We start from the raw sequence: 12,922 nt of genomic DNA, 5'->3' as shown, positions 1-12,922 counted from the left end.
CCTGTATAGTCAATAATTTGCTTTATTAAGCTGCTTCTTCATAATAGATAAGGCAAACAGAGGAATGCGATGAAAACCATTGACCGAATACTTCAAACCATCAAACGCGATGGAGCGGTAACCGCTAAACGACTGGCCGACGACCTAGGAATTACTACCATGGGGGCTCGCCAGCACCTACAAAGTTTGGAAGATGATGGCATTGTGGCGTTTCATGATGTCAAAGTAAAAGTCGGACGCCCTACTCGACACTGGTCTTTGACACAACAAGGCCACGACCAATTTGCTGATCGGCATGGCGAGTTGATCATCCAAGTGATTGATGCTGTTGAGCACCTTTTTGGTAAAGAAGGACTAGCCAAAGTGGCGGCAGAGCGTGAAGCTCACACATTAGCACAGTATCAACAAGCATTAATTGATTGCCACAGTTTAGAAGAAAAACTAGCTAAGCTAGTGACGCTTCGTGAGCAAGAAGGCTATATGGCAGAGCTCATACCATCAACGAACGGTTACACTTTAATTGAGAACCATTGCCCTATCTGTAAAGCTGCTGCACGCTGCCCTAACCTGTGCCAATCTGAACTTAATATTTTCCAAACGTTGATCGGTGAGCAATATGTAGTTGAACGGAGCGAACACATCATTATGGGTGAGCGTCGCTGCCGTTATCAAATCACACCACGCTAAGATCGTCTCATTAGTAAGAAATGGCGATTTCGTTCCAACTCCTACCTTATTGATCGGTTATGCTTTCATTGTGTTGATAAAATAATCAACAGAGAAATAGTGTAAAGGAGAAAGATATGGAGCCCCCTCAAAAACAGGCCTTACCTTCTTTTGATGAGTTGGTTGAACTTGCCAAACATAATCCAGATGCCTTTACGCAACTGAAAAAAGATATCTGTGAAGAGATGATCCTCTCCTCTTCCAACAACATGCAAGACAGGTTATGGGCTCAGCAAAGTCACATTGACTTGGTGGTGAGCCAATGCAAAAACCCTGTCCATGCTAATGTTATGCTGATGCGTGAGCTCGGCGAACAGATGATGAAATTTAGAAATGCCTTAGATGGCGAATCGGCGCGCACTCAACCGAGCGCGACCATCATTCCATTTGTGCCGCGCCACAGCGACTGGCGTTAACCTCGCTATTTGAAGCTTTTTAAAACAACAGGAGGCATTGGCCTCCTGTTGTTTCATCAATTTTTTTCTATCAAGTTTACTCAGGTTCAGGTCCGTAGCGGTTGCGGCTTTGCGTTCCCTTCATAAAACCACATTCGACTAAAATCCATGAGCCACAAACCAGTGCGATCAGTGATACCAATGACTCTGTCATACTGGCTTGAGTGGCAATCTCGGCACTAGCAAAAGGCATACTCATACGGCCTATCACCAAGGGGACATTAAGCAATAACCACCAAGCAGACTTATCTCTGTCATGCCAACGTTTTACCGTGATGGCCAAATCAGGCAGTAACACCACTAGCAAAAACAGCGGCAAGATCAGGTGCGTATAGGCAGGAAATATTTGGTTTGCAGCGAGTGCGAAGCCCATAATGGACGCGTAATAACAGAGATTCCACATCCAAAATACTTTGCGCCCGATGCGTCCTTGAAATGAAAATAGCAGTTCTTTAATCGACATCTTGTTACCTAAAATGGTTAATTTACAACCTTTTGGAAGCAATCTTTATCCATATCACGCACATTCACGGTCAGACTCCTGACTTGACTAGCTTGCTGTTGCAATACCGTCATTAATTGACGTGACAACTCTCTTTTTTGTTCAGGTGTCCGCCCTGACAGTAAATCAAAGCTGAGGTGAATAAAATCAACACTGTCGCCCTCTTCACCAATGCACCAATGGTGGCAGCGTAGCGCCCGTGATTTCACTGAGTCAGCGTCAAATAATCCGCAGCGAAGTGCGACTTGGTGAAGATCTTCCAATAACCCTTGAACATTCACACGTTCATCCACAGAGTTCGAGTATTCCATAACAAGGTTGGGCATACGAATTCCTTTTCTTCATTCATGATCAAATTTCAACACTGGTGAGCCTTATTGGTATCACTAGCTTTTCTTTTAACAGCCACTAATAGCAATTAATCTCGTAAAATCCGAGCCATTATCGGCTATTCTGTCTATCTGATCACTGATAAGGGGTGTCACGCATTGCTTAAGATCCCATAAAGTCATGACTCGAATCATGATCTGACCGATTTTATCTGTTATATTCTTTCGCAATCACGTTTATTTTTGACATTCATTCATTTTAACTTTGATAGATAATGGAGATATTCCTATGCGTCATCCTGTAGTTATGGGTAACTGGAAACTAAACGGCAGCAAAGAGATGGTTGTTGAGCTGCTAAATGGTCTGAATGCAGAGCTTGAAGGCGTAACGGGTGTTGACGTAGCCGTTGCTCCACCAGCACTTTTTATTGACCTAGCAGAGCGCACTCTGACCGATGCGGGTAGCGCGATCATTCTGGGTGCCCAAAACAGCGACGTACACAACAGTGGCGCATTCACTGGCGATATGTCTCCAGCAATGCTGAAAGAATTCGGTGCAACACACATCATCATTGGTCACTCTGAGCGTCGTGAATACCACAACGAATCCGATGAATTTGTGGCGCAAAAATTTGCATTCCTAAAAGAAAATGGCCTAACACCAGTACTTTGTATCGGTGAATCTGAAGCACAAAACGAAGCTGGCGAAACAGTAGCCGTATGTGCACGTCAACTTGACGCTGTGATCAACACTCAAGGTGTTGAAGCGCTAGAAGGCGCGATCATCGCTTACGAACCAATCTGGGCGATCGGCACAGGTAAAGCAGCAACAGCAGATGATGCTCAACGTATTCACGCTGCCATTCGCGCGCACATTGCTGCAAAATCAGAAGCAGTCGCGAAGAATGTCATTATCCAATACGGCGGTTCTGTAAAACCTGAAAATGCAGCAGCTTACTTCGCACAACCAGACATTGATGGTGCTCTAGTTGGCGGCGCAGCACTTGATGCGAAAAGCTTTGCAGCTATCGCAAAAGCAGCAGCTGAAGCGAAAAAAGCGTAATTATTCACACTAATTATCGTTAAGAAGGTCAGCATTTGCTGGCCTTTTTTGTTTCTTCACTCGCGTCACACTTCCCATCCCAGCAGCTATAGTCGCGATCGCCAGAATCAAGTATCCTAACGTTTTGCTTAACCTACGTTGCCAGTAATGCACGATAAACACGGCCTATTAACCGCCCCAATTCCAAATGTGCTCAGTCAAATGACGATCCCAATGATTTTTGGTTTGATCGCGATTTTGATGTTTAACTTGGTCGACACCTTTTTTATCTCACTGCTGGGCACCGAATCTCTTGCCGCCATCAGTTTTACCTTTCCCGTCACCTTTGCGGTCAACTGCATCACCATGGGAATTGGTATTGGACTTTCGACGAGTATTGGCCGCTTACTCGGTCAAGGTGACGCTAAAAATGCGGCGCGTTTTTCTAGTCACGGCGTGTTGCTGGCTGTGGTGCTGGTGACATTCGCTTCAATTCTGGGGTTACTGACCATTAAGCCACTCTTCCTACTGCTTGGTGCCATTGACGATTTAATCCCTTTGATTGAGCAATACATGCAGGTTTGGTATTTGACCATTCCTTTGCTCGTTATTCCCATGGCTGGTAACAGCGCAATTCGAGCCACGGGTGACACCAAAACACCGGCTAAAATTATGATGCTCGCAGGTTGTATTAACGGTCTGCTCGATCCGCTGCTGATTTTTGGTTATGGCCCTTTCCCTGAATTAGGAATCCAAGGTGCTGCTATTGCCAGTGCATTCAGTTGGTTAGGCGCACTGTGTGGATCGCTATATGTCTTAATCAAAAGAGAAAAATTATTGGCATGGCCGTATTTTCCTACTTTATGGCATGATTGGCAGCAGATTTTAAAAGTGGGCACACCAGCGGCACTCTCCAATGCAATGAATCCACTCTCTGGCGCGCTATTAATGATGATGCTGGCCAGTCATGGCACGGCTGCAGTAGCCGCTTACGGCGCCGCGCAGCGTATTGAGTCGATACTCATTTTGGTCTTGATGTCACTAACCTCAGCACTGACTCCCTTTATGGCACAAAACATCGGCGCAAAAAATATTGAGCGTAGCTTTGCTGGCCTGTTCCTCAGCATGCGTTTTTCTATCGTATTTCAATTGATGATTTTTGCGATGATGGTACCGCTGAGCATCCCTTTGTCAGCCCTATTTTCTCAAGAGCCCTCGGTGCGCGATCTATTGTGGCACTATTTGCTGGTGGTGCCACTGAGCTATGGCTTTCAAGGCATTGTGATGATGCTTGTCTCTGGATTGAATGCATTGCATCAACCCATGCGCGCCTTTCAGTGGAGCGTGATGCGGCTATTTGTGTTCACTCTTCCTGCCGCGTGGTTAGGTTCGTATCTCTATGATGTCGAAGGGCTGTTTATCGGGATTGCCGCAGGCAATACCTTAGGTGGGCTGCTGGGTTATTACTACGCCCTGCGTCTAAAACGAACTTACCTGTTTCGCTAATGCTACCATTTATCTGGTTGAGCACGTCGTGGTGAACTAAATATAAAAAAGCCAGCATTCACGCTGGCTTTATCACTTAGAAGCATCGCCCTTCAGCGCGAGAAACTACTCTTCAATCTCATCGAGGTCATCATCTAAGTCCATATCCACATTTAAAGGCTCAGGAGATAAAATAATACCCGTATTATCAGCGTACAAATAATCTTCAGGTAGGAAAGTGACGCCACCAAAATTGACAGGCACATCCACTTCACCGATACCTTGATTGGATGCTCCAACAGGAATAGAGGCGAGCGCTTGAATGCCGATGCTCATCTCTTCGAGTTCATCCACTTCGCGGACACAACCGTAAACAACGATGCCTTCCCACTCATTTTCTTCAGCAAGAGCGGCCAATTCTGCATCAATCAGCGCACGGCGCAGTGAACCACCACCATCAATTAACAGCACCCGTCCTAGCCCATCTTGCTCTAATACTTCACGGATTAAGCCATTATCTTCAAAACATTTAATCGTCGTAAGCTGGCCAGCAAAGGATGCGCTTCCACCAAAGTTACTAAACATTGGCTCCACCACATCGACTTGGTCGAGATAAATATCACATAACGCAGAGGTGTTGTATTCCATAATGGTTCTTCTCTTGCCGAAAATTATCTTCACCGAGTATATAGGGTCATTAAGTCATTGCAATGACAAGCGACAATTAACTCGTCAGAGTTTGAGCTATAACAATTCCAACAAACAACAAGTTGGTGATCAGTGAACATTTGACGATAGCGGGCATCATAGGTGCTATCTGCGCAGGTTGATCACTCACCCACACCGCTTTACTGTGTTTTACCACTACCACAATGCTCAACAAAAAGGGCAAACTGATCCACGTTGGGCTGCTTTGCATCACCAAATACCAAGCAAAAGCGATCACCGCACCCGCCAATAGCATAAAGTGATATTGCTTGGCGCGCGTTTGCCCAAGACGTACGGCAACGGTTTTTTTACCGCAAACTGCATCATTTTCAATATCACGCATATTGTTGACATTGAGCACAGCGACCGCCAATAAGCCACAGCCTAACGCGGGTAAGAACAGGCTCGGTTCCACATGGCCGGTATGCAAGAAATAGGTTCCAGACACCCCAAGTAAACCAAAGAAAATGAATACGGATAAATCACCTAAGCCGACATAACCGTAGGGTTTGTTACCGACCGTGTAAGCAATCGCGGCCACAATGGCGAGCACGCCCAACCCGACAAAAGCCAGAATACTTTGCACGCTATCCAGTGCATAAAAAATCAGCACCAAACCCGAGATAACCGTCAATGTGATGTTAATCAGCATCGCTTGCTTCATATCATCGAGCGTCACCGCACCGGATTGAATCGCTCTGATTGGCCCTAAGCGAGCCTCATTATCCGTACCCTTGACCGCATCACCATAATCATTTGCAAGGTTGGATAAGATTTGTAATAAAGTTGCGGTAAGCAGAGCAAGCAGCGCTACTGGCAACGAAAAATGGCCCGATGAGAAAGCTAACGCGCTGCCCGTTAAAATAGAAACTAGCGCGAGAGGGAGCGTTTTAGGCCTGGCCGCATCAAGCCAGATATGGAGCGAATTCTTCATGCAAGGTCACTGCCGTTCAAAAAAGGGGTCAGTATATACTGTTCTGCTGGCGAGTATAACACGGCAATAAAAAGCCCGTCACTTTGGACGGGCTACAAACAGTGTACTGACCATTCGACCCGCTAAAGAATAAAGCGGCTCAAATCTTCATTCTCGACTAACTCACCTAGGCGCTGCTTGACATAGGCGGCATCGATAATCATTGAGGAGCCAGGCTTTTCTGTTGCATCAAATGAGATTTCATCCATCAAACGCTCCATCACGGTATGCAGGCGACGTGCGCCGATATTTTCCGTGGTTTCATTCACTTTCCACGCGGCTTCCGCAATTTGAGTGATGCCATCTTCAGTGAATTCAATGTGCACCTCTTCCGTCTTCATCAGCGCAATATACTGCTCGGTCAGAGAGGCTTTCGGCTCAGTCAAAATACGTTTAAAGTCATGGCTCGATAATGCTTCAAGTTCGACGCGAATCGGCAAGCGGCCTTGCAACTCGGGGATTAAATCAGAGGGCTTCGCCACTTGGAATGCACCCGACGTAATAAAGAGGATATGATCAGTTTTAACCATGCCGTGCTTAGTCGAGACGGTACTGCCCTCAATCAAAGGTAGCAAATCACGTTGTACCCCTTCACGCGACACATCTGGACCTGAGCTTTCGCCGCGTTTACAGATTTTGTCAATCTCATCGATGAAGACAATGCCGTTATTTTCAACATTAAAAATAGCTTGATCTTTCAGCTCTTCCTGATTGACCAATTTTGCCGCTTCTTCCTCAGTCAAAGCTTTGAAGGCCTCTTTGATTTTGAGTTTGCGTTTTTTCTTGGTATCCCCTGCAAGGTTCTGAAACAAACCTTGCAGCTGATTGGTCATCTCTTCCATGCCTGGAGGTGCCATAATTTCAACCCCCATTTGAGGGACAGCGACATTGATTTCAATCTCTTTGTCGTCGAGCTTTCCTTCACGCAACTTTTTACGGAAGATTTGGCGAGTGTTCGAGCTCTCTTCGCCCTTTTCATTCTCTCCCCAAGCATCACGAGCTGGCGGCAATAAAGCATCTAAAATACGCTCTTCTGCTTGCTCTTGCGCACGAAATTGCACTTTTTCCATCGCTTGCTGGTGAGTCATTTTTACCGCGACATCGGTTAAATCGCGAATAATGGTTTCCACTTCTTTACCAACATAACCCACTTCGGTAAATTTAGTCGCTTCCACTTTAATAAATGGTGCGTTGGCAAGTTTGGCGAGACGACGAGCAATTTCCGTTTTTCCCACCCCAGTTGGACCAATCATCAAAATGTTTTTCGGCGTTACTTCGGCGCGCAAGCTCTCTTCGAGCTGCATGCGACGCCAGCGATTACGCAGCGCAATCGCCACCGAACGTTTGGCTTTATCTTGACCAATAATATGGCGATTTAATTCGTGAACAATTTCACGTGGAGTCATTTCAGACATCAGATTTTCCTTAATTCTTTACCCTAACACTGTCTTTATTTTTCGGTGGTCACTGTTTGTTGCAGTAGCAATTCCGCCGGTATTTCTAGTTCTTCGATAGTGTGGAAATGGTTGGTAAACACGCAAATGTCGCCCGCAATTTTTAGTGCTTTTTCAGCGATTTCACGTGCATCTAAATCGGTATTTTCTAATAATGCGGTCGCCGCAGCTTGGGCAAAATTACCACCCGAACCGATAGCAATCAGGTCGTTTTCTGGTTGAACGACGTCACCATTGCCCGTAATAATGAGCGATGCAGTTTCATCAGCCACCGCTAAAATCGCTTCTAGCTTACGCAGTGCTCGGTCACTACGCCAATCTTTTGCCAGCTCAACCGCGGCCTTAGTAAGATGACCTTGATGCATTTGCAGCTTACTTTCAAAGCGCTCAAACAAGGTAAACGCATCGGCTGTGCCACCTGCAAACCCTGCCAAGACTTGATTATTGTACAGACGGCGAACCTTGCGCGCGTTGCCTTTCATTACGGTATTACCGAGCGATACTTGTCCGTCACCGGCGATGACAACTTTATTATTACGACGTACAGAGACGATGGTAGTCACGACAGGACCTCTTATTTGTTTTCACGATGGAGTTAGCAAATATATGAGGATGGTTGGGGAAGATTTCAAGTCACAAAAAACACTCACCGCGAATCGATTGGATGCGGTGAGTGATCGCTCTTATTGTGGTTCAGTCCAAATGGCGCACGGCTCAATTTTAGCGCGTTGTAATTTATGCTCGTCACGCTGCGCATCACGCTTATATTTGTATGGCCCTAATACCACGCGATACCAACTGCTGCCTTCCGTTTTTCGGATTTCACTTTTTAAACCCTGAAACGCGATATCAAGTTTACGGCTTTCAGCCTGTGCCGAAGTTTTGTACGCCCCACACTGCATGATATAAGGGATTTCAGACACTTTTTGTTCTTTGGCTACCACTTCTACTTCACGTTTCGGCAAGCTATCCACGTAATCCCATTTTTCCTCTGGAGGCGGTGGGATCACTTTCTCTGGCTTAGGTTTTGCGACTGGTTTTGTAGGAACCACAACCGCTTGAGGCGGCTCAGGATCACGGCTGAGTAAGAACAGCCCATAACCAAAACAGGAAACGAGCAACAGTGCCAATAAGCCACTACGCCAAGGTTTACGACGTGGAGCTGTTTTTTTCGGGGTCGGCTTTTTCGGACTACGACCGCGCCTTACATAATCTTTATTAGCCACAGAGAATTCAAAAGTTGATGGTTTGTGCCAATGTTAATGCAGTTTCCAACGACTTAATAGTGTTGAAAGAGTTGCAGCGCATCAAAAGTGCGCTGCATGTGGTTAGCTCAAGCGAGGAGGTGCTGCGCTTTCTCGAATCACTAACTTGGTTTCTAATAGTCGAGAACCTGCGCCAACCTCTTGACCGCGAAGAAGATCGAGCATCATGAGCATCGCTTGACGCCCTATCTCATAGCGCGGCTGTGAGATGGTCGTTAACGGTGGATCGCAGTAGAGCGCAAATTGAATATCATCAAATCCCACCACTGAAATATCTTGTGGAACGCGTAAACCCAATTTTTTGGCTTCCTTAATGACACCGATAGCCATACTGTCATTATGACTAAAAATGGCTGTGGGTGGCTCAGATAACGCCAATAATTGGCGCAGTGCTTTAGCCCCAGCTTCAAAAGTAAAATCACCATAAGTGCAATAATTAGGGTTCATGGTAATTCCTGCACGGCGTAAGGCTTGTTGATAACCTTGATGGCGGAACTTACACAGCGTGGCCTCTGCTGGCCCCGATATTTGCGCGATGCGTTTGTGCCCGAGCTGCGTCAAATAGTTCACCGCTTCAAACGCTGAAGTAAGGTTATCAATATGTACCGTCGGCAACTCAAGTTCTGGCGCAAATTCACATGCCATGACCATAGGTGGCAGGTTTTTTTGCTCCGGCTTACTAACATCAAACGGCAAATCCGTTCCCAGCAACAACATGCCATCGGCCTGCTTAGTAAATACGAGGTTAACTAACGAACTTTCTCGCTTTTTCTGCTGACCACTATCACCCAACAGTACTAAATAACCATGTTCCATCGCCGCATCTTCGATACCACGAATGATCTCTGTGAAGTAAGGGTCACAAATATCAGGCACGATAGCGACAATGGTTTTAGATTCATTACGGCGTAAGTTGCGAGCGAGAGAATTTGGTGAGTAACCAGCTTCCAAAACAGCATCTTCGACACGCTTTCGCGTTGAAGATGATACTTTTTCAGGGTTCATCAACGCCCTAGATACCGTGGCGGTTGATACACCTGCAAGCTGGGCAACATCCTTCATTGTCGCCATAGAAATTAACCTCTTTAAAAGTTGTTACTGGGCTGAAATCACCCGTTGTTATGTTTATAAAATCCGGTTGTAAAATCTGGTTATCCATTTTGAACGCTGAGCTGTTATTCACAGCGGATATATGAGTGATAGTCTATTCATTTCCACCCAGAAAGTTACGGTCAGATTAACAAATTTTACATAATAAGCGTGAAGCCACTCACATTAGAGAGGATTAAATAGGCTGACAAAAATAACAGTAACCGTTTTAGCATTCGATTGCTTCAATATGTTACATCTCATTTCATCGAAAACGCTACTGAGGTTTAACTGAGATCTTGCGGTTCAATATCTAACGACCAGCGAATTTTCTTGGCTAATGGTAACAGTCCAATCGCAGGCTTAGCACTCATCAATAGTTTTTGCATTTTGGAGCGATGTTGAGTTTGCAGTAATAACTGCCAGCGATATTTGCCCGCTCTTTTCGCCAATGGTGCTGGGGTTGGCCCTAATACTAAGCACGAATCATCAAATAACGGATGCGCTTCTAACGTATGCCTAATTTGGCGTAAAAACTCTTCCACCATCGAAGCTTGATTGGATTCCGCTTTAAACAGAGTGAGATAGGTGTAAGGCGGCAACATCGCTATTTTCCGCTCTTCTAACGCGGTTTCTGCAAAATGACGATAATCCTTTTGCAACAATGCTTGCAGCAAACTGTGTTCCGGGTGATGCGTTTGTAAAATGACTTCGCCGGGTTTACTAGCGCGCCCTGCTCGACCTGCCACTTGAGTAAATAGCTGCGCCAAGCGTTCGGCGGCGCGAAAATCACTGCTGTATAGCGAACCATCCACATCCAATAACGCCACTAAAGTCACATCGGGGAAATGGTGCCCTTTAGCGAGCATCTGCGTGCCAATTAAAATCTGATACTCACCTTGGCGAATCGATGATAACGCACTTTCTAAACTGCCTTTACGACGCGTACTATCGCGATCAATACGCACCGTTTTATATTCGGGGAAAAGCTGCGCCAGTTGCGCTTCAAGTTGCTCAGTACCTACCCCAACCGTAACCAACTGAGTGGAACCACAACCTTGACACTGATGAACCACCGGACGTTGCGAGCCGCAATGGTGACAACGCATGTCACTGCTGTATTGGTGAAAGGTATAGTACGCATCGCAACGTTTGCACTCGGCAATCCAACCGCATTCATGGCACATCAGCGCGGGCGAGAATCCGCGCCGATTGAGAAACAGCATCACTTGGTTACCAGCGCTGAGGTGTTTTCTCATCTCAGCAATCAGCGGCGCTGATAAACCACTCTCTAAAAACAGGCCTTTCACATCCAACACTTTGTTTTTAGTGGGAACCGCTACGCCCGCACGCTGAGTTAAGCTTAAGTGATGATATTTGCCACTCAATGCATTATGCAACGTTTCTAATGCTGGAGTGGCAGAACCAAGCACAATCGGGATCTGCTCAAGGTTTGCACGCATTACCGCAACATCTCTTGCATGGTAGCGTAGGCTATCTTGCTGTTTATACGAAGCGTCGTGCTCTTCATCAACAATGATGATACCTAGGTCTGCAAAAGGCGTTAGCAGCGCTGAGCGAGTACCAATGATAATGCCCGCAATATTATCACGCGCCGCTAACCACGCGTTGAGGCGCTCGGTTTCATTGAGCCCCGAGTGGACCACGGCAACTGGCACATTAAATCGCTTACGAAAGCGGTTAATGGTTTGTGGTGTTAGACCAATCTCAGGCACCAGTACCAATGCCTGACGTCCTTTTTCTAAAACGGGCTTGATTAAGTTTAGATAAACTTCGGTTTTCCCTGAACCGGTGACCCCTTCAAGTAAATAGCATGCAAAATGGTGATGGCTATTAATTGAAGCAATCGCGATCGCTTGTTCTTGGTTGAGCTTGGGCTTTTCCACATCCGCTTCAACATTTTGCGGCCAAGCCGTCAGTGTCGGCCGTTTTTCCAGTGATTCTATCCAGCCTTTCTCTTGTAAGGTTTTGAGTACGCTGCTACCTACCCCTTCATCAATAAACAGTTGATGGGGCACAGCGCCAGACTCAAGCATCGTCATCACTTTGGCTTGCTTTACCGCTCGCCCAAATCCTTGCATGAGTTGATCGCGCCCACTGGGCGTCAGTTGCCACTCCACTAAGGTCGAAAAATCGGCCGCTTTCCCTTTGCGTAATGCGCCAGGCAAGGCATTAAATAGCGTGTCTCCTAATGGGTATTGATAAAATTGGCTACACCACAACAGCAATTGATAGAGTTTCTCTGGCCAGACTGGCTGGCTATCGAGCACCGCTTTTAGCGGCTTTAATTGATCGACTGAAAACTCAGATTCACTGACTATAGCGGTGACGATACCCACCAGAGTTTGCCGACCAAATGGCACCGACACTCGTCCACCAACAATCGGAAACAGATGACTTGGGATCTGATAATCAAACTGCTTATCCAATGGGACAGGTAAGGCAACGCGTGCAATGGTGGGGCGCATAATCGACCGTTCGTTCTACAAAAAATGTGAAAAGACAGTCTACTGGATGCGTCACCGAAATTCGAGCTTCGTCATTGGACAAAAATGTGGCGAAAATAGCGGCGAAATGGCTTGATCCACTGAAGAGGATTCATTAATATATCGCGCCTTGATGATATGGCTTCTTGCTTGATGTTAAGCAGTCAGCGGTATCAACATTTTTTTATTAACTACGTGTGGTGTCCGGCTTCGATTCGGATAGCGACGCGGCCCAATTTGAGGTTATCCCATGAAAGCTGGTATCCATCCAGAGTACAAAGCAGTTAGCGCGACTTGTTCTTGCGGCAACTCTTTCGAGTTCAGCTCAACGCTAGGCAAAGATTCTATCCACCTAGACGTGTGTGACAAATGTCACCCATTCTACAC

The 12,922-nt window shown here is 46.2% G+C and carries 14 protein-coding genes; 5 read left to right on the top strand and 9 right to left on the bottom strand.

Annotated features, from left to right (window positions below):
• The first annotated feature begins 69 nt into the window (after positions 1-69).
• Together AACT21_RS00200 and AACT21_RS00195 are read left to right on the top strand one after the other, a co-directional pair.
• Positions 70-687 carry a helix-turn-helix transcriptional regulator gene (locus tag AACT21_RS00200; protein ID WP_017043200.1) on the top strand — a complete coding sequence of 206 codons (618 nt, stop codon included), beginning with the start codon at positions 70-72 and terminating at the stop codon, positions 685-687.
• 116 nt (positions 688-803) lie between these two features.
• Positions 804-1,142 (top strand): DUF3135 domain-containing protein, encoded by a 339-nt coding sequence (locus AACT21_RS00195; protein WP_013855858.1) that lies wholly within the window; start codon positions 804-806, stop codon positions 1,140-1,142.
• A 76-nt stretch (positions 1,143-1,218) separates the two neighbouring features.
• On the opposite strand, the gene AACT21_RS00190 is transcribed toward AACT21_RS00195, so the two are convergent.
• Together AACT21_RS00190 and AACT21_RS00185 are read right to left on the bottom strand one after the other, a co-directional pair.
• Entirely contained in the window at positions 1,219-1,644 is a 426-nt protein-coding gene (locus AACT21_RS00190) for a DUF805 domain-containing protein (RefSeq protein WP_176430224.1), read from the bottom strand.
• Between the two features lie 17 nt (positions 1,645-1,661).
• Entirely contained in the window at positions 1,662-2,009 is a 348-nt protein-coding gene (locus AACT21_RS00185) for a 5-carboxymethyl-2-hydroxymuconate Delta-isomerase (protein WP_013855856.1), read from the bottom strand.
• A 292-nt stretch (positions 2,010-2,301) separates the two neighbouring features.
• Here AACT21_RS00185 and tpiA point away from each other — a divergent pair, with 292 nt between their 5' ends.
• Positions 2,302-3,075 carry a triose-phosphate isomerase gene (gene tpiA, locus AACT21_RS00180; protein WP_094164312.1) on the top strand — a complete coding sequence of 258 codons (774 nt, stop codon included), beginning with the start codon at positions 2,302-2,304 and terminating at the stop codon, positions 3,073-3,075.
• Positions 3,076-3,222: 147 nt separating this feature from the next.
• Positions 3,223-4,560 carry an MATE family efflux transporter gene (locus tag AACT21_RS00175; RefSeq protein WP_094164311.1) on the top strand — a complete coding sequence of 446 codons (1,338 nt, stop codon included), beginning with the start codon at positions 3,223-3,225 and terminating at the stop codon, positions 4,558-4,560.
• Positions 4,561-4,665: 105 nt separating this feature from the next.
• On the opposite strand, the gene rraA is transcribed toward AACT21_RS00175, so the two are convergent.
• From rraA to priA, 7 genes are all read right to left on the bottom strand, one after another.
• Positions 4,666-5,187: a ribonuclease E activity regulator RraA gene (rraA, locus tag AACT21_RS00170; protein WP_026027418.1), complete on the bottom strand. Its 522-nt coding sequence runs from the start codon at positions 5,185-5,187 to the stop codon at positions 4,666-4,668.
• 76 nt (positions 5,188-5,263) lie between these two features.
• Complete coding sequence (locus AACT21_RS00165; protein WP_017043197.1) at positions 5,264-6,181, bottom strand: 1,4-dihydroxy-2-naphthoate polyprenyltransferase; 918 nt, start codon at positions 6,179-6,181, stop codon at positions 5,264-5,266.
• Between the two features lie 122 nt (positions 6,182-6,303).
• The gene (gene hslU, locus AACT21_RS00160; protein ID WP_013855851.1) at positions 6,304-7,635 is read right to left on the bottom strand and encodes an HslU--HslV peptidase ATPase subunit; all 1,332 of its coding nucleotides are present in this window, start codon (positions 7,633-7,635) and stop codon (positions 6,304-6,306) included.
• 35 nt (positions 7,636-7,670) lie between these two features.
• Positions 7,671-8,237 (bottom strand): ATP-dependent protease subunit HslV, encoded by a 567-nt coding sequence (gene hslV, locus AACT21_RS00155; RefSeq protein ID WP_010317615.1) that lies wholly within the window; start codon positions 8,235-8,237, stop codon positions 7,671-7,673.
• A 120-nt stretch (positions 8,238-8,357) separates the two neighbouring features.
• The gene (locus tag AACT21_RS00150; RefSeq protein ID WP_094164310.1) at positions 8,358-8,900 is read right to left on the bottom strand and encodes an SPOR domain-containing protein; all 543 of its coding nucleotides are present in this window, start codon (positions 8,898-8,900) and stop codon (positions 8,358-8,360) included.
• Between the two features lie 102 nt (positions 8,901-9,002).
• Entirely contained in the window at positions 9,003-10,010 is a 1,008-nt protein-coding gene (gene cytR / locus AACT21_RS00145; RefSeq protein WP_017043195.1) for a DNA-binding transcriptional regulator CytR, read from the bottom strand.
• Between the two features lie 305 nt (positions 10,011-10,315).
• Positions 10,316-12,517, bottom strand: a complete 2,202-nt coding sequence (gene priA, locus AACT21_RS00140) for a primosomal protein N' (RefSeq protein ID WP_094164309.1) — start codon at positions 12,515-12,517, stop codon at positions 10,316-10,318.
• 268 nt (positions 12,518-12,785) lie between these two features.
• Between priA and rpmE the strand changes: the two genes are divergently transcribed.
• The coding region (gene rpmE, locus AACT21_RS00135) for a 50S ribosomal protein L31 (protein ID WP_094164314.1) at positions 12,786-12,922 on the top strand (137 nt) is incomplete at its 3' end.

The sequence above is a fragment of the Vibrio sp. V08_P9A1T1 genome (genome assembly GCF_963874405.1).
Lineage (GTDB): Bacteria > Pseudomonadota > Gammaproteobacteria > Enterobacterales > Vibrionaceae > Vibrio > Vibrio anguillarum.
This window is presented reverse-complemented; position numbering and strand designations above follow the sequence as displayed.